Origin of the sequence: Pseudomonas sp. HAR-UPW-AIA-41 (assembly GCF_002304225.1) — a bacterium.
In the GTDB taxonomy this organism is placed as follows: Bacteria; Pseudomonadota; Gammaproteobacteria; order Pseudomonadales; family Pseudomonadaceae; genus Aquipseudomonas.
In genome coordinates this window covers 34,709-54,839 of record NZ_NSLB01000013.1, presented here as the reverse complement: position 1 = coordinate 54,839, position 20,131 = coordinate 34,709, and the positions used below count along the sequence as shown (strand labels likewise).

Genomic DNA, 20,131 nt, shown 5'->3' with positions numbered 1-20,131 from the left:
GTTGTTGTCGGTGGCGGTATAGGTAAACGTCACGTTGCGGCTTTCACCAGCCGCGAGGTCATCAAAGGCACTGTCGGGGTTGAAGCTGTAGCTGCCGTTAGGGTTGAAGGTCAGGCTGCCGGCACTGGGGGACGTCAGCAGGGTGTAGCTGCTGATCGTGCCGTCGACATCGCTGGCGGCAGGCACATTGCCGTTGAACACGACGTTCTCGCCTGTGCTGGCGGTGCTGTCACTGGTTTGCGGCGCTCCGTTGATGGCAAGGCTACCTGCGGTTCCGGGGTTGCCTACCAAGTCGGTATAGCTGCCGGCCAGCACGCTGATGCCGGGGGCGCCGCTGGGGCCTCGAGTGAATGTGGCGACCCAGGTGGTGGCGTTGATCTGTGCCAGATCGCTGATGGTGCCGCCGCTGGCAGCAATATCGGCAGCGCTGAAACCCTGCACGCTTTCACTGAAGCTGAAACGGATCTGGGTCGACTGACCGATCAGCAGGGATTGAGTTTCGCCGCTGATGACAAGAGAAGGGGCAACCGGATCCAGCTCCAGTGGCGATCGCGGGTTATCGTCGCGCTCTTGCTCGACGCCTTGCGCAGCGGCCAGTTCGCCAAGGTTGCCGGTGGTGTAGCCGACCTCTGCCTGCAGTTGCTGGTTGGTGGCATCGAGCATGACAAAACTGTGGCCGCCGCCGAAGCCGCCACCACTTGACCCACCTGCTGCGGTCGGGCCAGCAGCGGTGTCGTCTATTTCTGCGGAGGGGTCGATACCTGCGGTAATGGCTTGTTGCAGGTCTTCTACAGAGGAGTCCTCATCAACATCCTGCTGTTTGGATTCCTCCTCACGCAGCGGCCATTGCTGGTTGTTGCCCAGTTCGATGGTCTTGCCTTCTGTGGTTTGCAGGGTCACGGCGCCGAGGCTACCGGTCAGCAGTTGTTCGCCCTGCAACAGGCGTTCGCCTTCAAATACCTGACGCTGAATACCTTCAATGGAAACGGCAAAAACTTGGCCGATAACGCTTTTGATGATGGCAACCACGCTGCTCATTCACTCACTCCGAATCCATTTAGTTTTGTAGACTGCGTCACAGTTTTTCAGGGTACTGTCCCAATACGTCCGGGTGAATAGATGGCGAACAAATTATTGTCGTCACTTTTATGGCTTATTTCTGTTAGCTATAAATGATATGCCAAACTATTGACCAGCTTGGACTGATCATAAACACTTCGTCAGGTTGATGTCACTTTGATATCAGTTCACGACTGTTCACTTCCGCGAGTCATGGTAGTGCTTGGGGCCTTTAAGGTTAGCCAGCCTTGTGTCTTTACGATCTGACTTCTGTCTATAAGGATTCGACATTCCGATGCGCCGCTCTCTGTCATTCTCTCTGCTGATGCTAGCCAGTGCCGCAGTGTCGGCCCAGACCCTGCAAGAAGCCATGCAACGTGCCCTGGAGGTGCATCCGGAGGTGAGTGCGGGGGTCAATAGTCGCCTGAGCGCCGATGCCAATCTGCAGGCCGCCAAGGGTGGCTATCTGCCCAGTGTCGATCTGCTGGGTGGCTATGGCCGGGAAGGGACTGACAGCCCCGGCAGCCGCACCGACGAGCATGGCTTCAAGACCCTGACCCGGGGCGAGTCCAGCGTACGACTGCAACAGATGATCTTTGACGGCTTTGCTACCTCCAGCGAGGTGGGTCGCCAGCGTGCCACGGTCAACTCGCGTGCGTACTCGTTGCTCGGCACTGCCGAGCGCACTGGCCTCGATGTGGTCAATGCCTACCTTAATGTGCTCAAGCGCCAGGAGCTGGTCCGCCTGGCTCAGGAAAACCTGCGCAGCCACGAGCGCATCTATGATCAGATCCGCCTGCGCAGTCAGCAGGGCGTGGGCCGCATGGCTGACCTTGATCAGGCTGAGGCGCGCCTGGCCCAGGCGCGCAACAACCTGCTGACCGAAGAGGTCAACTTCAATGATGCTCAGGTGAACTACCTGAGTCTGGTCGGCAATGCCCCGGAAGGTCTGAGTGAGCCGGCCGGTCTGGTTGGCCAGTTGCCGGAGACTGTCGAGCAGGCCCGCCGGCAGATGATTGAAGACAACCCGCTGCTGCGTTCGGCCGAGGCTGATGTGCAGGCCACCGAGCAGCAGTACCAGGCGGCCAAGTCGGCCTTCTATCCGCGCTTCGATGCTGAACTCTCGCGCAGTGCCGACAACAACCTGGACGGTGATCCGGGTCACAACAACGACTGGCAGGCCATGCTGCGCATGCGCTACAACCTGTTTGCCGGTGGCAGCAACAAGGCCGATCTGGAAGCCAAGTCCTACCAGATCAACGAGGCCATGGACATTCGCAACAATGCCCTGCGCGTATTGAACGAAGACCTCGGTCTGGCCTGGAATGCCTGGGATAACGCCCGTGCCCAGTTGCCGATCGCCGAAGAATATGTGGATTACAGCAGCAAGGTGCGCACGTCGTACCAGAAGCAGTTCACCCTGGGCGAGCGCAGCCTGCTCGATCTGCTCGACAGCGAGAACGAATTGTTCACCGCCCAGCGCCGTCTGCAGGAAGTGAAATTCATCGAGCTGTTTACCCAGTACCGGATCAAGGCCACCATGGGCACCTTGCTCAAGAGTCAGGGCGTAGTGGCACCGATGGCGGCTACCGCACTGGACGAGGTCAAGAGTCAGGCACAATTGCCAGGACTGAACTGATCGCCCCTCAGAATGTGTTCAAGGTCTCGCGAGCTAGAGGCATGCAAGGCAAAAGCAGGTGAGGAAGCGGAGTTTACGAATGGTAAATGAGCATTTCGAGCCTGCTTTTAACGCTGCAGGCCCGACGCGCAGCAGACTTTGATCAGATTCTTACTGCCTGGGAATGACCGAGTGACCGCCGAAACCAGTCAAGCGCTACCCACCAGCGATCCGCGTGATCGCTACGATGATCCGCTGCTGGACAGTCTGCTGTCGCTGTGTGCCCTGCACCAGAAGTCGGTCAGCCGGGCCATGCTCACCGCCGGTCTGCCGCTGCCCGAGCAGCGTCTGACGGCCGAGTTGCTGCCCCGTGCTGCTGCGCGTGGCGGCCTGCAGGGCCGCTGGCTGCGCCGTGGCCTCAAGCAGATCCCGGCACTGGCCTTGCCGGCCATGCTTCTGCTCAAGGATGGTCGATGCGCCATCCTGCTGGCCTGGGAAGACGATGGCCGGGCACGCATCATGCCCAGCGAGACGGAGGGGGGCGAGGTCACGGTCGCTGCCGAACTGCTGGAGGCCGACTACAGCGGTGAGGTGTTCTTCGCCCAGCCGCAGCACAAGCTCGATCTTGGCCGTGGCGAACTGATTCCGCGTACCCAGCGCTGGTTCCGCGATACCCTGCTGCGCTCGCGCTGGCTGTACATCGATGCGGTGGCGGCCAGCCTGCTGATCAACGTGATCGGTCTGCTGGTGCCGTTGTTCACCATGAACGTCTACGACCGCGTGGTGCCCAACCAGGCCGAAGCAACCCTGTGGGTGCTGGCCATCGGCATCAGTGGTGCGTTCTTCTTCGACCTGTTGCTCAAGACCCTGCGTGGCCTGTGCCTGGATCTTGCCGGCAAGAAGACTGATCTGATCATCTCCGCCACGCTGTTCGAGCGCATCGTCGGCATGGCCATGAAGTACCGCCCGGCGCGTGTCGGCAGCTTTGCCCAGAACATTCACGAGTTTCAGAGCCTGCGGGATTTCCTCGCCTCGCTGACCCTGGCGAGCGTGATCGACCTGCCGTTCACCCTGCTGGTTCTGCTGGTCATTGCCCTGATTGGCGGTCACCTGGCGTGGATTCCGCTGCTGGCCTTCCCGCTGGCGTTTGCCATCAACTGGGCGTTGCAGAAGCCGCTGGTGGAGACCATCGACCGCACCCTGGCACTGTCCGCCGAACGCCAGTCGAGCCTGATCGAGACGCTGGCCGGCCTCGATGCGGTCAAGGTCAACAATGCCGAGAGTGAGCGCCAGTACCTCTGGGAGCAGACCATCGGCACCCTCAGCCGTCTGGAGCTGCGGGTGAAGATGCTCTCCAGTCTGGCGATGAACCTGACCCTGTTGCTGCAGCAGATGGCCGGTGTGCTGATGATCGTGCTGGGCGTTTATCTGATCATCGCCGGTGATCTCAGCATGGGCGGCCTGATTGCCTGCTACATGCTCAATGGCCGCGCTCTTGGTCCGCTGACCCAGATGTCCGGGCTGCTGACCCGTTACCAGCAGGCCAAGCTGACCATGACCAACGTCGAGCAGATGATGGCCCTGCCGCAGGAGCGGGTGGAGGACGAGCGGCCGCTCAAACGCCAGAATCTGCAGGGCGCCATCGAGTTTCGCAAGGTCGATTTCAGTTACCCCAACCAGCAGCAGGAGGCGCTCAGGGGCATCAATATGGTGGTCCGGCCGGGCGAGAAGATCGGCATCATTGGCCGCAGCGGCTCGGGTAAAAGCTCGCTGGCCAAGCTGATCGTCGGCCTCTACCAGCCCGAGTCCGGCAGCCTGCTGGTCGACGGTATTGACAGCCGCCAGCTGGACGTCAGCGATCTGCGCCACAACATCGGTTATGTGCCGCAGGATATCCAGCTGTTTGCCGGTACTCTGCGCGATAACCTGGTCAGCGGCGCGCGCTATGTCGAGGACGATCTGGTGCTGCAGGCCGCCGAGCTGGCCGGGGTGCACGAGTTTGCCCGGCTGCACCCGGAAGGCTACGAAATGCAGGTGGGTGAGCGCGGACAGAATCTTTCCGGCGGTCAGCGGCAGAACGTGGCTCTGGCCCGAGCGCTGCTGCTCGATCCGCCGATCCTGCTGCTGGACGAGCCCACCAGCTCGATGGACAACACCGGCGAGGAACGCCTCAAGCAGCGCCTGCAGTCCCTGCTGGCCAACAAGACTCTGCTGCTGGTGACTCACCGCGCGTCCATGCTCAGCCTGGTGGACCGCCTGGTGATCATCGACCGCGGGCAGATTATTGCCGACGGCCCGAAAGAGGCGGTCATGGATGCCTTGAAGCGGGGGCAGATCAGTGTCAGCTAAATCGTTTCTGCAGAAGTGGCGCGAGGTACTGCGGGCCTACTTCGGCGCCGGCGACCCGCTTGGCGACGAACCGCTGCCGGAAGTCAGCAAGGCTCTGGTGGAAGATGCCCCGCGCGTGGTGCGCCTGACCATCTGGGCGCTGGTCGGCTTTTTCCTGTTCGCCCTGCTGTGGGCGCATTTCGCCGTGGTCGACGAGGTCACCCGTGGTGACGGCAAGGCGATTCCCTCATCCAAGCTGCAGAAGATCCAGAACCTGGAAGGTGGCATCGTCGCCGAGCTGTTTGTCCGCGAGGGGCAACTGGTGGAAAAGGGCGATGCCCTGCTGCGCCTGGACGACACACGTTTTGCCTCCAATGTCGGCGAAACCGAGGCTGACCGCCTGTCGCTGCTGATGCAGGTCGAACGCCTGCGTGCCGAGGTCGATGGTCGTGAACTGGCGGTGCCGGCGGAAGTGCAGGAGAAGGCGCCGGGCCTGGCCGACAGTGAACGCGAGCTGTTCAACAGCCGTCAGCAGCAGCTCACCGATGAAGTGGCCGGTCTGGAGGAGCAACTGGTGCAGCGCCAGCAGGAGCTGCGCGAGTTTCAGTCCAAACAGGCTCAGGTGCGCAACAGCCTCAACCTGCTGCGCCAGGAAATCCGGATGTCCGAGCCGCTGGTGGCCGAGGGGGCGATTTCCCAGGTGGAAGTGCTGCGCCTCAAGCGTGCCGAAGTGGAAAGCCAGGGCGAGCTGGAGGCCACCGGGCTGGCGATTCCGCGGGCCGAGTCGGCGATTGTCGAGGTGCAGCGCAAGATCGAGGAAACCCGCTCGCGCTTCCGGAGCGAGGCGCTGACCCAGCTCAATGAGGTGAGCACCGAACTGAACAAGATCCAGGCCACCGGCAAGGCGCTGGAGGACAGGGTCAAGCGCACTCTGGTTACCTCGCCGGTTCGGGGTATCGTCAAGCAGCTGCTGGTCAATACCATCGGCGGGGTGATCCAGCCCGGCAGCGATCTGGTCGAGGTGGTACCGCTGGATGATCACCTGCTGGTGGAAGCGCGCATCCGTCCTCAGGACATCGCCTTCCTTCATCCGGGGCAGGAAGCCATGGTCAAGTTCACTGCCTATGACTACACCATCTACGGCGGGCTCAAGGCCGAGCTGGTGAATATAGGTGCCGACAGCATCACCGATGAGGATGGCAACAGCTTCTACGTCATCCAGTTGCGCACCGAAAAGAGCCATCTGGGGACCGAGAAGCGCCCGCTGCTGATCATTCCCGGGATGGTGGCGTCGGTGGACATCATCACTGGCAAGAAGAGCGTGCTTTCGTACCTGCTCAAGCCGATTCTGCGGGCGCAGTCCGAGGCGTTGAGGGAACGCTAGGCGCCGATCGTTTATTGGGTTGGGGGTCATCAGCCGTTTTCCGTGCAGGCTGAGGGTCCGGGTTTCGCCCTTCTTGGGCGAGTCACTTTCTTGTTGCTTGTCCAACAAGAAAGTAACCAAAGAAAAAGGACACCCGACATCCGGGTCGTGCTGCGCGCGACTTCCCTCCTTCCGGCGCCGCTCCGGGGGCCGGCTTACAAGGGCCTTGGAGCGACGATGGAGTGAGTGGACCCCGGCGGAGCCGGGGCCGGATGAAGGGGTGTGTTTCTTTGCTTACTTTCTTTGCACAAGCAAAGCTACGCAGCGAAGCGGAGTAACAGCTGCAGGCTGGCCCGAAGGGTGAGCGAAGCGAATCAAGTGAGTCGCCCGTGAAGGGCGAAACCCGGACCGTCTGCCAGCGCAGCAAATGGCCAGGCTCCGGCCAAAGAAGCCAACCCAACCTCGCAATAACCAAGCAGACCGTGGCTTTCGCGTTTGACTGGGTTACTCGACAAACAGCTTCTGCACCGCCGAGAAGTCCAGCTCGCCATGCCCCTGCTTGAGCAGCAGGCGGTACAGCTGCAGGGCCAGCGCGCCCATCGGCGTGCTGCTGGCGGTGAGTTGGGCCGCCTCCTGGGCCAGACCGAGGTCCTTGGCCATCAGCTGGCTCATAAAACCGCCGGAATAGCCCTTGGAAGCCGGGGCGTTTTCCATCACGCCCGGCCAGGGGTTGTACTTCTCCAGCACCCAGTTGCCACCGGAGCTCTGGCGCATGATCTCGGCCAGGGTCGCCGCGTCCAGGCCATTGGCCACGCCGAGTGCCAGGGCCTCGGCGGTACCGATCATCTGCACGGCCAGCAGCTGGTTGTTGCACACCTTGGCCACCTGGCCGGCGCCGTCGGGGCCGGCGTGGAACAGGTTCTTGCCCATGGCGGACAGCACCGGGCGGGCGCGTTCAAGCACAGCGGCATCGCCGCCAACCATAAAGGTCAGGGTGCCGGCCGCCGCGCCGGCGGTGCCACCGGAGACCGGCGCATCGAGCATGGCGATATCGCGCGCGCTGGCGGCGGCGTGGACCTTGCGCGCCGACTCCGGGGCGATGGTCGAGCATTCCAGCACCAGACTGCCGGGGGAGATCTGCGCCATGAGGCCGCTCTCGCCCAGGTACAGCCCCTCGACATGACGGCTGGCCGGCAGCATCGACACCACAACACCGGCCCCGGCCACCGCCTCGGCGGCGCTGGCGGCCGGCGTGGCGCCCTCGGCCGCCAGGCTGTCGACGGCGCTCTGCAGCAGATCGAACACGCGCAGGGCAAAGCCGGCTTTCAGCAGGTTGCGGGCCATGGGCAGGCCCATGTGGCCGAGGCCGATAAAGGCGATTGTCGTCATTGTTGTTCTCCTTTTTGCGACAGGTGGTTGGTGCGACAGGTGGCTGGGGTCAGAGATCGGCCAGCGGGTGTGTGCCGTCCCACGCCGGGTGGAAGTGCGCTTCGATGGCTGCCGGCGGGACATGGCTCACATCCGGCCAGTGCCAGCGGGGCTGGTGGTCCTTGTCGATCAGCCGGGCGCGCACGCCCTCCGGGAATTCCGGGTGGCGACAGCAGTTCAGCGCCATGGCATATTCCAGGCGGAACACCTCGGCCAGCGACAGGTGCCGGGCGCGGCGGATCTGCTCCCACACCAGGTGCCCGGTCAGCGGGCAGCCGCCGGCGACGGTCTTTGCCGCGCGGGCCAGCAGGCCGTCGTCGTCCTCGCGCAGGGCGAGCAGGGCATGCCAGGCGCTGGGCAGGTCGGGCACATCCAGCAGCGCATCGAGGCGTGCCCGGCGGGGTAGCCACTGGGCCTCAGGTAGATGGCTGAGCGCCTCGTGCTCCAGGGCCTGGAGCAGGCTCAGGAGCTGCGCCTGCGGCTGCTCCTGCCAGTTGATCTGCACCAGTCCGTCAATCATTGCGTCCTGTTGCTCGTCGAGCAGGAAGCGGTCGGCCAGGTTCAGGTCCAGCGCGTCGCGAGCGTTGATCGGGCTGGCGGTCAGGCCCAGGAACAGGCCGAGCCGGCCCGGCAGACGGGCGAGGAACCAGCTGCCGCCGACATCCGGGAACAGGCCGATATTCACCTCGGGCATACCCAGCCGGCTGCTGGGGGTGACGATGCGGATGCTTGCGCCCTGCATCAGGCCCATGCCACCGCCCAGCACGTGGCCGTGGGCCCAGCAGATCAGCGGCTTGGGATAGGTGTGGATGCGGTGATCCAGGCGGTATTCGTCGGCGAAGAAGCGCTTGGCCAGTTCCGGCACGGTGCCCGGTGTCTCGCGGCATTGCTGCACCAGTTGCACCACGTCGCCGCCGGCGCAGAAGGCCTTGGGCCCGGCGCCGCGCAGCAGCACGCAGGCAATGGCCGGGTCCTCGGCCCAGCGTTTGAGGTGGGCGTCGAGCGCCTCGACCATCGGCAGGCTCAGGGCGTTAAGGCTTTTCTCGGCGTTGAGGGTGGCCACGCCGATGCGCGCGCCGTGGGGGGCGATGAGTTCCTCGAAATGCACGTCCATCATTTGTTCCGCCTTTATTTATTGCGCCACTGGGGATCACGCTTCTCGAGGAGGCGTTGACGCCCTCGCGGGTGTCGTCGGCATCGAACAGGTCGACGAAGCGCTCGCGCTCTTCCGGCAGCCAACTGCTCGGTCCGCGCTGCCGCGCGCCCTGAATCAGCGGCTTGATCGCGCGCACCGCCACCGGGCTCTGCCGTGCCACGCGGGAGGCCAGCAGCAGGGCGTGGCCGCGGGCCTCGCCGGTATCGACCACCTGCTCGATGAGGCCGATACGCAGGGCGGTCTCGGCATCGATGCGCTCGCCGCAGAGGATCATGCGCTTGGCCCAGCCTTCGCCCACCAGCCAGGGCAGGTTCTGGGTGCCGCCGGCGCAGGGCAACAGGCCCACCGTGGCTTCCGGCAGGGCCATCTGCGCCTGGCGCTCGGCGATGCGGATGTCGCAGGCCAGCGCGCACTCCAGGCCGCCGCCCATGGCGTAGCCGTTGATCGCGGCGATCGACACGCCACGGAAGTGACTCAGCGCCTCGAAGGCCTCGCCGAAGCGACGCGCCATTTCGCGGGCGCGGGCCTTGTCGCCGTCGGCGAACAGGTTGAGGTCGGCGCCGGCAGAGAAGAACTTGCTGCCCTGGCCGGTGATCACAAGGGCGTAGATGTCATCGTCGTGGTTGAGGTGCTCGACCAGCTGCTTGAGGCCGATCAGCGAGTCACGGTCCCAGGTGTTGGCTGGCGGATGATTGATGGTGATCAGCGCGGTGTGACCGTGCTTTTCCACGGTCAGCTTGTGGGTCAGGTCGAAGGGGCCGGACTTGTAGGTTTCGATGGCGGTGCTCATAGCGGTCTCCTTGTCTTACAGCAGGCGATCGAGCATGCCGCCCTGCTCGAGCAGGCGGCGCGCGGTGATCACCCGCATGATTTCATTGGTGCCTTCGAGAATCTGGTGCACGCGGCTGTCGCGCACCCAGCGCTCCAGCGGGTAGTCGTTGAGGTAGCCGTAGCCGCCGTGCAGCTGCAGGGCCTCGTTGCATACCGTGAAGCAGTGATCGGTGGCGAAACGCTTGGCCATGGCGCAGTACAGCGTGGCCTCGGGGTGGCGGGCGTCGAGCTTGGCGGCAGCCAGGCGCACCATCTGGCGGCTGGCCGTCAGGTCGGTGAGCATGTCGGCCAGCTTGAACTGCAGGGCCTGGAACTCGGCCAGGGCCTTGCCGAACTGCTTGCGCTCCTCCACGTAGCGCAGACTCTGCTCCAGTGCGGCCTGAGCGGCGCCCAGCGAGCAGCTGGCGATGTTGATGCGGCCACCGTCCAGGCCCTTCATGGCGTAGACGAAGCCCTGACCTTCCGGCCCGATGCGGTTGCCGGCCGGGATGCGCACGCCCTCGAAGCTGATGGTACGGGTCGGCTGTGCGCGCCAGCCCATCTTCAGCTCGTTGCGGCCGTACTTCACCCCGGGCGCATCGCCGGGCACCAGGAAGCAGGAGATGCCTTTGGCGCCGTCCTCGCCGGTGCGCGCCATGACGATCAGTACATCGGTGCTGCCGGCGCCGGAGATAAAACACTTGCTGCCATCGAGCACGTAGTCGTTGCCGTTGCGGCGGGCACGGGTGCGCAGGTGGGCGGCGTCGGAGCCGGCGTCCGGCTCGGTCAGGCAGTAGGAAGCCAGCAGCTGGCCGCTGGTGAGCTTCGGCAGCCAGGCGTCCTTGAGCGCCCGGTCGCCAAAGCTGGCGAGCATCCAGCTGGCCATGTTGTGGATGGTCAGGAAGGCCGTGGTGGCGATGCAGCCGGCGGCCAGCTGTTCGAAGATCAGTGAAGCCGACAGCCTGGAGAGGCCCAGGCCGCCGTCCTCTTCCGGCAGGTACAGGGCCAGGTAGCCCTGCTCGGCGGCGCGCTTGATCACGTCCACCGGGAAGTGGTGCTCGCGGTCCCAGTCAGCGGCGTGCGGAGTCAGCTCCGCAGCGGCGAAGGCGCGGGCGCTGTCGACCAGCAGGCGTTGTTCTTCACTGAGTTCGAAATCCATGGGGGCTCACTGCAAGATGGTGGGTTTTCCGGCGGCGCGGCGCTCGGCCTGCCATTCGGCCAGGCTCGGTGCGGCCTGCTCGCCGTCGAGTTGATGCACGATGTCGAAGTAATCCTGCTTGAGGCGATCCTTCATCACCTCGTTGCGCGGCTTGACCTTGACCACGTAGACGCTCTGCACGTTCTGGTGGTCGAAGGCGCGCCACTGCTGCTCGCCTTTGAGCAGGCGGTAGCGGTGGCCTTCCAGGGCCTTGATCAGCGCCTCGCTGTCCAGACTGTTGGCACGCCCGGCGGCGTCGGCCCACTGGTGGACGATGCTGTAGGCTGAAGCGGCGGAACTGGAGGGGTAGACGCCAAAACGCTGGCTGAACTGCTCGACGAAGGCTCTGCCCGCGGCCGAGTCTTCGCGCTCGGGCACGCGCCAGGTCCAGGGCTCGGTGCCGATCACGCCCTGCATCAGCAGAGGGCCGGCCTGCTCGACCATGGCCTGGGTGAGGTTGGGCGCGACGATCTGCAGCTTGCCGGTCAGGCCCAGGCTGCCGGCGATGCGCATGGCATCGACCAGGTCCTCGCCGAACAGCACCAGAACCAGCACCTGGGCCTGACTCTGCGCGGCCTGCTGCAGGGCCTGCTGGAAGTCACGCTGGCGGGCGCGCGGGAAGGGCACCTTGACTCCGGGGTGCTGGGCGGTGTCGGTGCTGCCGGTGGTCTGGCGCAGCGAGCTCTCTGTGGTCAGGCCCCAGGTGTAGTCGGCGGTGACGTAGAAGTAGCGGCTGTCCGGCTGGGTCTTGCTCAGGTACTGGCCGAGGGCTCGGGCGCTCATCCAGGCGTTGTTGCATTCGCGGAACAGGTAGCGCTGGCCGTCCTTGCCGGTGGTGTCGTTGGAGTAGGTGAGGGTGCCGAAGTACAGCAGGCCGCGTTCGCGGGCCTGTTGGCCGGCGGCGATGGCCACCGCGCTGGAGGCGCCGCCGAAGAGCATGGCCGCGCCCTGATCGGCCAGACTGTTGACGTTCTTCACGGCCTTTTCCGGACGCGATGCGGTGTCGCGGCTTTCCAGGCGCACAGGGCGGCCGAGCACACCGCCTTGGGCGTTGAGCTCATCGATGGCCAGCAGGGCGCCGCGCATCTGGGCCAAGCCTTCCTCCTTGTACGGGCCGGTGCGCGGGTAGTTGAGGCCGAGGGTGATCGGCTCGGCAGCCTGCGCACAGGCGGTGATCCCGGCCCACAGAGCCAGGGTGGCAGTCAGTCGCTTCATTGCATCCTCCTTGTCGGGCCGTGGCGGCCGGTCAGCGACTCTGACGGGCCCGGCAAGGGGAAGGGCATTAGCGATTGGTCGTAATCGGCGCTTTCCATGAGCGGGGTCAAGGGAAGCGCAAGTTCTCCCTTATTTCAGGCTGATGGTCAGATTGGGCCCGCTCACCGGGCTGTCGTCGAACCAGCGGCTGGTGACCGTCTTGGTCTCGGTGTAGAAACGCACCGCCTGCTTGCCATAGGCGTGCAGGTCGCCATAGAAGGAGCCCTTCCAGCCTGTGAAGGAGAAGAACGGCAGCGGCACCGGGATGGGCACGTTGATGCCGACCTGGCCGACCTCGACCGCATGCTGGTAGTGCCGCGCGGCGCCGCCGGAGCGGGTGAAGATGCTGGTGCCGTTGCCGTAGGGGCTGGCGTTGACCAGGGCGATGGCCTCGTCCAGGGTCTCGACCTCGATGCACACCAGCACCGGGCCGAAGATTTCCTCGCGGTAGATGGCCATCTGAGGGGTGACGCCGCGGAACAGGGTCGGGCCGACCCAGTTGCCGTCGGGGTAGCCTTCCACTGTGCAGTCCGAACCGTCTACCAGGCATTCGGCACCCTCGGCCTTGCCCTGTGCGATCAGGCCCAGCACACGGGCCTTGGCCTGCGGGCTGATGACCGGTCCGTAGGCGGCGCCGGTGTCGCTCCAGTAACCGGGGCGCAGCGCGGCCATCTGCTCGGCCAGTTCAGCGATCCAGGCCTTGGACTCACCGACGAACACCGCCACGCTGATGGCCATGCAGCGCTGTCCGGCAGCGCCGCAACTGGCGCCGACCAGGTTGCTGAGCACCTGGTCCTTGGGCGCGTCGGGCATGATCACCATGTGGTTCTTGGCGCCGGCGAAGGCCTGCACGCGTTTCAGATGGTCGGTGCCGGTACGGTAGATGTGCTGGCCGACCGCCACCGAGCCGACGAAGGAGATGGCGCGCACTTCCGGGTGGGTGATCAGCGCATCGACCACCTCACGCCCACCGTGTAGCACCTGCAGCACGCCCTTGGGCGCGCCGGCCTCGATGAACAGTTCCGCGAGGCGGTTGGGCGTCATCGGGTCCTGCTCGGAGGGCTTGAGCACGAAGGTGTTGCCGCAGGCGATGGCCAGCGGAAACATCCACAGCGGGATCATCGCCGGGAAGTTGAACGGGGTGATGCCCACGCACACGCCCAGCGGCTGAATCCAGCTGGCGGTGTCGATGTCACGGGCGACGTTCTCCACCGTCTCGCCCATCATCAGGCTGCAGATGTTGGCGGCCTGCTCGGCCACCTCGATGCCGCGCCAGACGTCGCCCTTGGCGTCGGCGAAGGTCTTGCCGGTCTCGCGGGCGAGGATTTCGGCCAGCTCGTCGTGGTGCTCCTTGAGCAGGTGCTGGTAGCGCAGCATCAGCCGCGCGCGCTCCGGTGCCGGCACTTCGCGCCAGGCGAGGAAGGCCTGACGCGCGCTGGCCACGGCGGCTTCGATTTCCTCGGGCGTGGCCTTGGGCGCGCGGGCGATCACCGCCTGGGTGGCCGGGTCGGTGACGTCGATGGCTTCGTGGGACTGGCTCTGGCGCCACTCCCCGTCGATCAGCTGCGGCAGGATGCTGCTCATGGAACTCTCCGATAAGGCGGTTCTTGGTCCGCCGGTTGTTGTCATGCCTCCGTTATAGCCCCGCAGGACTGGCCTGTGGATTGACGATCTTGTTCGTGGGATGGACTATCTTGGCGTATTGCTTCGAGAGTCTCTGATGTCTGAACTGGTCGATACCTCCAACTGGCCGCTGCCGCCGCAGGGTGTGCGCTTCGTTACGCCACCGCGTCTGCGCCGTGCGCTGTCCCGTCACCCGCTCGGTAATGCCTGCTTTCCCATTGCCCTGGGGTTCTATCCGGAGGCGGCCGGACACGGCATGCAGCGCGTACAGCCAGAGGATGATCTGCTGATCTACTGCAAGGCCGGGCAGGGCTGGCTGGAAACAGCAGATGGACGATTCGAGGTGGTGGGTGGCGATCTGCTGGTGTTGCCCAGAGGCCAGGCGCATGCCTATGGCGCGGCGGCCGGTCGGCCCTGGACCATCTACTGGGTGCACTGTGACGGCGAGCTGGTGGGGGAGTTTCTCAGGCCGCTGGGGCAGGGTGTGCGTCGGATTGGTGTGCAGCCGCGTTTGCTCAGTGAGTTCGATGCGCTGCTCGGTGTGCGGCGTCAGGGCCTGAGCCTGCCGCACTTCGTGCATGCCGCCCATCAGTTGCAGAGCCTGCTAACTGCGCTGGCAATTGCGCCGTTGCGCGGGCGTCAGCGCTCCGGTCGCTTGCTGGATGTGGAGGCCGTGCAGGCGCTGCTGCGGGCTCATCTGCACGAAACACTGAATCTCGATGAGTTGGCGGCGGCGTTCAATCTGTCGCGCTTTCATTTCGCCAAGACCTACCGTGACCTGACCGGGCAGGCGCCGATCGAGGCCTTTATCCAGATGAAGATGGCCCATGCCTGCCGGCTGCTGGATGAGAGCCAGTTGGAGGTCCGGCAGATCGCCGAGCAACTGGGCTACACCGATCCGTACTACTTCTCGCGGCTGTTTCGTCGGGTGGTGGGCCTGGCGCCCAGCCATTACCGGGCGCTGCATCGCGGTTGACTTGCCGCGCCCCCTTCACTAGCGTGCCGCGATCAACGACACGGGATGGGGATGGGGTAATGGCGGCGGCAGACAGGGTCAAGCTGGAAGAGAGCTGGAAAGCGGCCTTGCACGAGGAGTTCGACAAGCCCTACATGCTCAAGCTGAGCGAGTTCCTGCGTGGCGAGAAGGCGGCCGGCAAGGTGGTTTTTCCGCCGGGGCCGCTGATCTTCAACGCCCTGAACTCAACACCGTTGCCCCAGGTGAAGGTCGTGATCATCGGCCAGGACCCCTATCACGGCCCGGGTCAGGCCCATGGCCTGTGCTTCTCGGTGCAGCCGGGCGTGCCGGCGCCGCCTTCGCTGGTGAATATCTTCAAGGAACTGCAGCGTGACCTGAATATCGACCTGCCGGCCCATGGTTGCCTGCAGTCCTGGGCCGATCAGGGCGTGCTGCTGCTCAATACCTCGCTGACAGTCGAGCAGGCACGTGCCGGCTCCCATGCTGCCGAAGGCTGGGGCCCCTTTACCGACAAGGTGATCGAGGTGGTTAACCGCGAGTGCGAGGGGGTGGTGTTCCTGCTCTGGGGCAGTCACGCGCAGAGCAAGGAAAAGCTGATCGACCCGACCCGTCACCTGATTCTAAAGTCGGCGCATCCATCACCGCTATCGGCCTATCGGGGCTTCCTGGGCAATGGTCACTTCAGTCGCACCAACAAGTTTCTCGAACAGCGCGGTAAAGCGCCGATCGACTGGCGTTTGCCGGCCTTATGAGACAGGCATGAAAAAGCCCGCCAATCGGCGGGCTTTTTCATGGTCGGGACGCTTACTGGAGCATGCTCATCGCGGCTTCCATGGCGTCGGAGAGGTCTTCGTCCTCTTTCATGTCGACGTTGGGGTCTAGACCCAGCTTGGCGAAGGCCGGGATAGTCGACCAGTCCAGCTTGGTGTAGGGGTGCTCACTGCCCAGGTAGCTTTGCAGCATGGCCACCTGAACGATGTCGACGTAATCGGCCTTGGTCGAGTTGCGCTGGAAGTTGAGGAACTGGCTGGGAACGCAGGCGATCGGCTCGGGGAAATCCCAGGTGCGCAGAATCTTGTCGCCCACAATCGGGTGAATGGCTTCAATCACATGATTGAGGCTGATCGAGTCGGCCAGCAGCTCGCTGTGGTCTTCGGCATAAGTGAGGATAGGCAAAATGCCGATCTGGGAGACCAGGCCTGCGAGGGTTGCCTGGTCGGGCAGCAGGCGAGTGTAGTGCTTGCACAGAACGTGGCAGATACCCGCGATTTCGGTGCTTTTGTTCCACACCTCACGCATCTTCTTGTCTACCACATCGCTGGTGGCCTGGAACATCTGTTCCATGGCCAGACCTGTGGCCAGGTTGGCGGTGTAGTTGATGCCCAGTCGGCCTACTGCCATATGCAGGTCGGTGATTTCCTTGCTGGTACGCAGCAGCGGGCTATTGACTACTTTGATGATGCGGGCGGTGAGCGCAGCGTCGTTACCAATCACCTTGGCCAGGTCGGCGATGCCTACATTGGGGTCTTCAGCGGCCTCGCGCACCTTGAGGGCAACCTCGGGCAGGGTCGGCAGGACCAGTTCGTCGTTCTCGATAGCCTGGATCAGTTCCTGCTGAACTTTTTCGGCGAGAGAGGTCATGGGCAATCCTTAGTGATAGGGCCTGATTCAGTGTAGTCAGCGCTGAATTTCTTGGTCAGCGTTGAGTGTATAGGGCAAATCCAGTAGTTGCAGTGCCGGGCCTTCGAGGCTAGCCAGATGGATGCGAGTGTCGTTGACCGCATCCTCCTGCAGCACGGCAAGCAGTTCGCTCTGACCGTTACCTGCGTCGGCGGCCAGCACTACTTCGCCAACCGAGCTGCCGTGTACCGGCGAAAACAGCTCGCTGCCGGCTTCAGGTGCCGGGCCTGTAAGGCTGAGGCGATAGAGACGCCGCTTGAGTTTGCCGAGGTACTGCATGCGCGCGACGATTTCCTGCCCGGTGTAGCAGCCTTTCTTGAAGCTCACGCCGCCCACGGCCTGCAGGTTGATCATCTGCGGAATGAACAGCTCGCGGGTGGCGCCGACGACCAGGCCGATACCGGCGCGGATTTGTGCCAGGCGCCAGTCGTTCAGGCTGCCTTCGCGGAGCAGGCTGCGCAGCTGCTGTTGCAGTTCGTCGGCCAGGGCTGTGCGGGTCCACAGCTCGGCACGCGCCCCCGGCAGGCGGATGGCCAGCAGGTGCTCGTGGGTGCGGATGGCGTCGTTCTCTTCCGGCAACAGGGCGGCCAGCTCTGCCGGCAGTGCGTCGCAGTGGCCCAGGCCGAAGCGTTGCCACTCGGCACTTTCGTCGGCAATGGTAGCCTTGGAGAAGACAATGTATTTCTTCAGGTCGGCCAGTTGGCTGTCGCGCAGGTCGCCATCCAGTGCCAGCAGGTAACCGTCACCCTCTGGCAGGATGCGGAAGCTGGAGGTCATGCGGCCCTTGGGTGTGCAGCGAGCGCCCAGGCTGCTGGCGGTGGCGCTGAGGTAGTTGAGGTTGCAGGTCAACTGACCCTGGAGAAACTTGGCCGCTTCCGGGCCGCGTACCGCCAGCACGGCTTCGTGGTCGAGGCGGCAGAAAAACGCTGATGTGGTCATGGGATAACGCTGTTGAACCCTTGGAGGCGTTCATCATAGTGAGGCTGTCGCGGAAAGTCAGCGCTAGAGCGGTGAGGCTGCGGGTATAATGCGCTCCGACTGATGGGAGCCTCGCTATGTCCGATGAAACCGAACTGAAACGACTCTACTGGCACAGCCGTCGCGGCATGCTGGAGCTGGATGTACTGCTGGTGCCTTTCGTCCAGGAGGTCTATGCCACTCTGGATGCCGAGGATCAGGCACGCTACCGCAAACTGCTGGAGTGCGAGGATCAGGATATGTTCGGCTGGTTCATGCAGCGCGAAGAGCCGCAAGATGCCGACCTCAAGCGCATGGTCAAGATGATCCTGGATCGCGTGCAGCCTCAGTAACGCTGTGCGGTCAGGCGCCAGCGGCCAGGGAGGGCCGGGCGATGACGTCGACGATTGAACCTTTCGAATGCCATTGGCGACCCTCGCGCCTGTTGCTGGGCGGTTATCTGCTGGTCGCCGCCCTGGCGTCCCTGGCCATCTTGCTGGCAGAGTTGCCTGGGCATTGGCAAGGCGTTTTGCTGACTCTGTTGCTGATGCATGCAGCGTGGGTGATACCGCGTCAGCTTCTGATGCGCCGTGCCGGAGCCATCTCTGGCCTGCGTCATGATGCCGATGGCTGGCAGCTGTACAGCGTTCGTGACGGCTGGCAGGCGGTGCAGTTGTACCCCGATAGCCTTGCGTTGCCGCCGGCAATCTTCTTGCATTTTCGTCTCAGGGATCAGCGCTGGCGCCGTGGCTTGTGCATCGCCTGTGATGCCTTGCCGGCGGCGCTGCATCGACGTCTGCGGGTGCGCCTGAAGTTCAGTCGCCGTAGATGGGCGGCACCAGAATAGTGTCGCGGGCCTCTTCAAGCATTTCGGGATAGTCCAGGGTGTAGTGCAGACCCCGGCTCTCGTGGCGCAGCATAGCCGAGCGGATCATCAGTTCGGCGACCAGTGCCAGGTTGCGCAGCTCGATCAGGTCGCGGCTGACCTTGTAGTTGCTGTAGAACTCGTCGATTTCGCTGAGCAGCAGGCGCACCCGGTGCTGGGCGCGCTGCAGGCGCTTGTTGGTGCGCACGATACCGACGTAGTCCCACATGAAACGCCGCAGCTCGTCCCAGTTGTGCGCGATGATCACGTCCTCGTCGGAGTCGGTGACTTGGCTCGCATCCCAACTGGGCAGGTTGCCTGCGGGTCTGACCTGATCCAGCTGCGCGATGATGTCGGCGGCAGCCGAGCGGGCATAGACGAAGCATTCGAGCAGTGAGTTGCTGGCCAAGCGGTTGGCACCATGCAGGCCGGTGAAACTGGTTTCGCCAATGGCGTACAGGCCGGGTACGTCGGTCTGCCCATGCTGGTCGACGACCACGCCGCCGCAGGTGTAGTGCGCTGCCGGCACCACCGGGATGGCCTGGCGGGTAATGTCGATGCCGAAACTCAGGCAGCGTTCGTAGACGGTGGGGAAGTGGCTTCTGATGAAGTCGGCCGGCTTGTGGCTGATGTCGAGGTAGACGCAGTCAATACCCAGTCGCTTCATCTCATGGTCGATGGCGCGGGCGACGATGTCGCGCGGGGCCAGCTCGCCGCGGCTGTCGAAGCGCTGCATGAAGCGTTCGCCGTTGGGCAGCTTGAGCAGGCCGCCTTCGCCGCGGACGGCTTCGGTGATGAGGAAATTCTTGGCTTGCGGGTGGTACAGGCAGGTCGGGTGGAACTGGTTGAATTCCAGATTGCCGACCCGGCAGCCGGCGCGCCAGGCCATGGCAATGCCGTCGCCGCAGGCACCGTCGGAGTTGCTGGTGTACAGGTAGACCTTGGCGGCACCACCGGTGGCGAGGATGACGAAACGGGCGCTGTGGGTATCCACTTCACCGCTCACGCGGTTCAGTACATAGGCGCCCATACAGCGATTGCCCGCCAGGCCGAGCTTGCGTTCGGTGATCAGGTCCACCGCCACGCGCTGTTCCAGCAGCTCGATATTGCTGCGCTGCCGGGCTTTTTCCAGCAGGGTGGTAAAGATCGCTGCGCCCGTGGCGTCGGCGGCGTGGATGATGCGGCGATGGCTGTGACCGCCCTCGCGGGTCAGGTGGAACGCAAAACCGCCATCTTCACGATCCTGCTCGTTCTCGCGGGTGAAGGGCACGTTCTGGTCGATCAGCCACTGGATGGCTTCGCGGCTATTTTCCACGGTAAAGCGCACCGCTTCTTCGCGGCACAGACCGGCTCCGGCATTGAGGGTGTCGGCAACGTGGGAGTCCACCGTGTCGCTTTCGTCCAGGACCGCCGCCACACCGCCCTGCGCCCAGTAGGTCGAGCCGTTGGCCAGCTCGCCCTTGCTCAGCACGGCAATGCGCAGGCGCTCGGGCAGGGTCAGGGCCAGGGTCAGGCCGGCAGCACCGCTGCCAATGATCAGAACGTCGTGTTGGAAGTGTTGGCTCATGGACTGCATCCGCGGGGGCAGGCCCTAGTATATAGAGGGGGTGGGCGGCACAATAGCTCGATATATCCGGGTGTTTCGCGGGAACTTTCCCGTGCCGCCAGGTTCCATAGCCTTGTCATCCCTCGGCATGAGTGGAAGCAAGAACATTTTGCCGGCAGTGCTGCCGGAATCTGATTGCAGGTAATGATGCAATCAGGTGACCCAAGGAGAGAACTTTTGCGCGGTGCCTCTGTCTATCTTTGCAAGATG

At 63.9% G+C, this 20,131-nt stretch carries 16 protein-coding genes and 1 pseudogene; 7 read left to right on the top strand and 10 right to left on the bottom strand.

What is annotated here, in order from left to right:
* A partial coding sequence (locus tag CK486_RS16650) for a retention module-containing protein (RefSeq protein ID WP_141248923.1) occupies positions 1–1,038 on the bottom strand: 1,038 nt, incomplete at its 3' end.
* A 316-nt stretch (positions 1,039–1,354) separates the two neighbouring features.
* Here CK486_RS16650 and CK486_RS16645 point away from each other — a divergent pair.
* The 3 genes from CK486_RS16645 (at position 1,355) to CK486_RS16635 (ending at position 6,389) form a co-directional block, all read left to right on the top strand.
* A complete protein-coding gene (locus tag CK486_RS16645) occupies positions 1,355–2,698 on the top strand; it encodes a TolC family outer membrane protein (protein WP_095941428.1) in 1,344 nt (447 codons plus the stop codon).
* Positions 2,699–2,869: 171 nt separating this feature from the next.
* Positions 2,870–5,026, top strand: coding sequence for a type I secretion system permease/ATPase (locus tag CK486_RS16640; protein WP_095941427.1), 2,157 nt, complete (start codon positions 2,870–2,872; stop codon positions 5,024–5,026).
* Between the two features lie 7 nt (positions 5,027–5,033).
* Positions 5,034–6,389 carry an HlyD family type I secretion periplasmic adaptor subunit gene (locus CK486_RS16635; RefSeq protein ID WP_095941432.1) on the top strand — a complete coding sequence of 452 codons (1,356 nt, stop codon included), beginning with the start codon at positions 5,034–5,036 and terminating at the stop codon, positions 6,387–6,389.
* Between the two features lie 483 nt (positions 6,390–6,872).
* Here the strand turns inward: CK486_RS16635 and mmsB are convergent, their stop codons facing one another.
* The 6 genes and pseudogenes from mmsB to CK486_RS16605 form a co-directional block, all read right to left on the bottom strand.
* Positions 6,873–7,757 carry a 3-hydroxyisobutyrate dehydrogenase gene (mmsB, locus tag CK486_RS16630; protein WP_095941426.1) on the bottom strand — a complete coding sequence of 295 codons (885 nt, stop codon included), beginning with the start codon at positions 7,755–7,757 and terminating at the stop codon, positions 6,873–6,875.
* A gap of 49 nt (positions 7,758–7,806) precedes the next feature.
* Positions 7,807–8,910 (bottom strand): enoyl-CoA hydratase/isomerase family protein, encoded by a 1,104-nt coding sequence (locus tag CK486_RS16625; RefSeq protein WP_095941431.1) that lies wholly within the window; start codon positions 8,908–8,910, stop codon positions 7,807–7,809.
* A 14-nt stretch (positions 8,911–8,924) separates the two neighbouring features.
* Positions 8,925–9,742, bottom strand: a pseudogene (locus tag CK486_RS16620) (enoyl-CoA hydratase).
* Between the two features lie 15 nt (positions 9,743–9,757).
* Positions 9,758–10,921 (bottom strand): isobutyryl-CoA dehydrogenase, encoded by a 1,164-nt coding sequence (locus CK486_RS16615; protein WP_095941425.1) that lies wholly within the window; start codon positions 10,919–10,921, stop codon positions 9,758–9,760.
* Between the two features lie 6 nt (positions 10,922–10,927).
* Positions 10,928–12,175, bottom strand: coding sequence for an ABC transporter substrate-binding protein (locus CK486_RS16610; protein WP_095941424.1), 1,248 nt, complete (start codon positions 12,173–12,175; stop codon positions 10,928–10,930).
* A gap of 129 nt (positions 12,176–12,304) precedes the next feature.
* Positions 12,305–13,798 (bottom strand): CoA-acylating methylmalonate-semialdehyde dehydrogenase, encoded by a 1,494-nt coding sequence (locus CK486_RS16605; RefSeq protein ID WP_095941423.1) that lies wholly within the window; start codon positions 13,796–13,798, stop codon positions 12,305–12,307.
* 136 nt (positions 13,799–13,934) lie between these two features.
* Here CK486_RS16605 and CK486_RS16600 point away from each other — a divergent pair, with 136 nt between their 5' ends.
* Together CK486_RS16600 and ung are read left to right on the top strand one after the other, a co-directional pair.
* On the top strand, positions 13,935–14,813 hold the full coding sequence (locus CK486_RS16600) for an AraC family transcriptional regulator (protein WP_095941422.1): 879 nt from the start codon (positions 13,935–13,937) through the stop codon (positions 14,811–14,813).
* A gap of 59 nt (positions 14,814–14,872) precedes the next feature.
* A complete protein-coding gene (gene ung / locus CK486_RS16595; protein WP_095941421.1) occupies positions 14,873–15,565 on the top strand; it encodes a uracil-DNA glycosylase in 693 nt (230 codons plus the stop codon).
* A gap of 52 nt (positions 15,566–15,617) precedes the next feature.
* Here the strand turns inward: ung and CK486_RS16590 are convergent, their stop codons facing one another.
* Positions 15,618–16,454 carry an HDOD domain-containing protein gene (locus CK486_RS16590; protein WP_095941420.1) on the bottom strand — a complete coding sequence of 279 codons (837 nt, stop codon included), beginning with the start codon at positions 16,452–16,454 and terminating at the stop codon, positions 15,618–15,620.
* Positions 16,455–16,490: 36 nt separating this feature from the next.
* Complete coding sequence (locus tag CK486_RS16585) at positions 16,491–17,432, bottom strand: folate-binding protein YgfZ (protein ID WP_095941419.1); 942 nt, start codon at positions 17,430–17,432, stop codon at positions 16,491–16,493.
* Positions 17,433–17,548: 116 nt separating this feature from the next.
* Here CK486_RS16585 and CK486_RS16580 point away from each other — a divergent pair, with 116 nt between their 5' ends.
* Together CK486_RS16580 and CK486_RS16575 are read left to right on the top strand one after the other, a co-directional pair.
* Positions 17,549–17,803, top strand: coding sequence for a succinate dehydrogenase assembly factor 2 (locus CK486_RS16580; RefSeq protein ID WP_095941418.1), 255 nt, complete (start codon positions 17,549–17,551; stop codon positions 17,801–17,803).
* Positions 17,804–17,844: 41 nt separating this feature from the next.
* Positions 17,845–18,297: a protein YgfX gene (locus CK486_RS16575; RefSeq protein ID WP_095941417.1), complete on the top strand. Its 453-nt coding sequence runs from the start codon at positions 17,845–17,847 to the stop codon at positions 18,295–18,297.
* Here CK486_RS16575 and nadB read toward each other — a convergent pair.
* Positions 18,266–19,882, bottom strand: coding sequence for an L-aspartate oxidase (nadB, locus tag CK486_RS16570; protein WP_095941416.1), 1,617 nt, complete (start codon positions 19,880–19,882; stop codon positions 18,266–18,268). The two genes, CK486_RS16575 and nadB, sit on opposite strands and share 32 nt — an antisense overlap.
* Between the last annotated feature and the right edge of the window lie 249 nt (positions 19,883–20,131).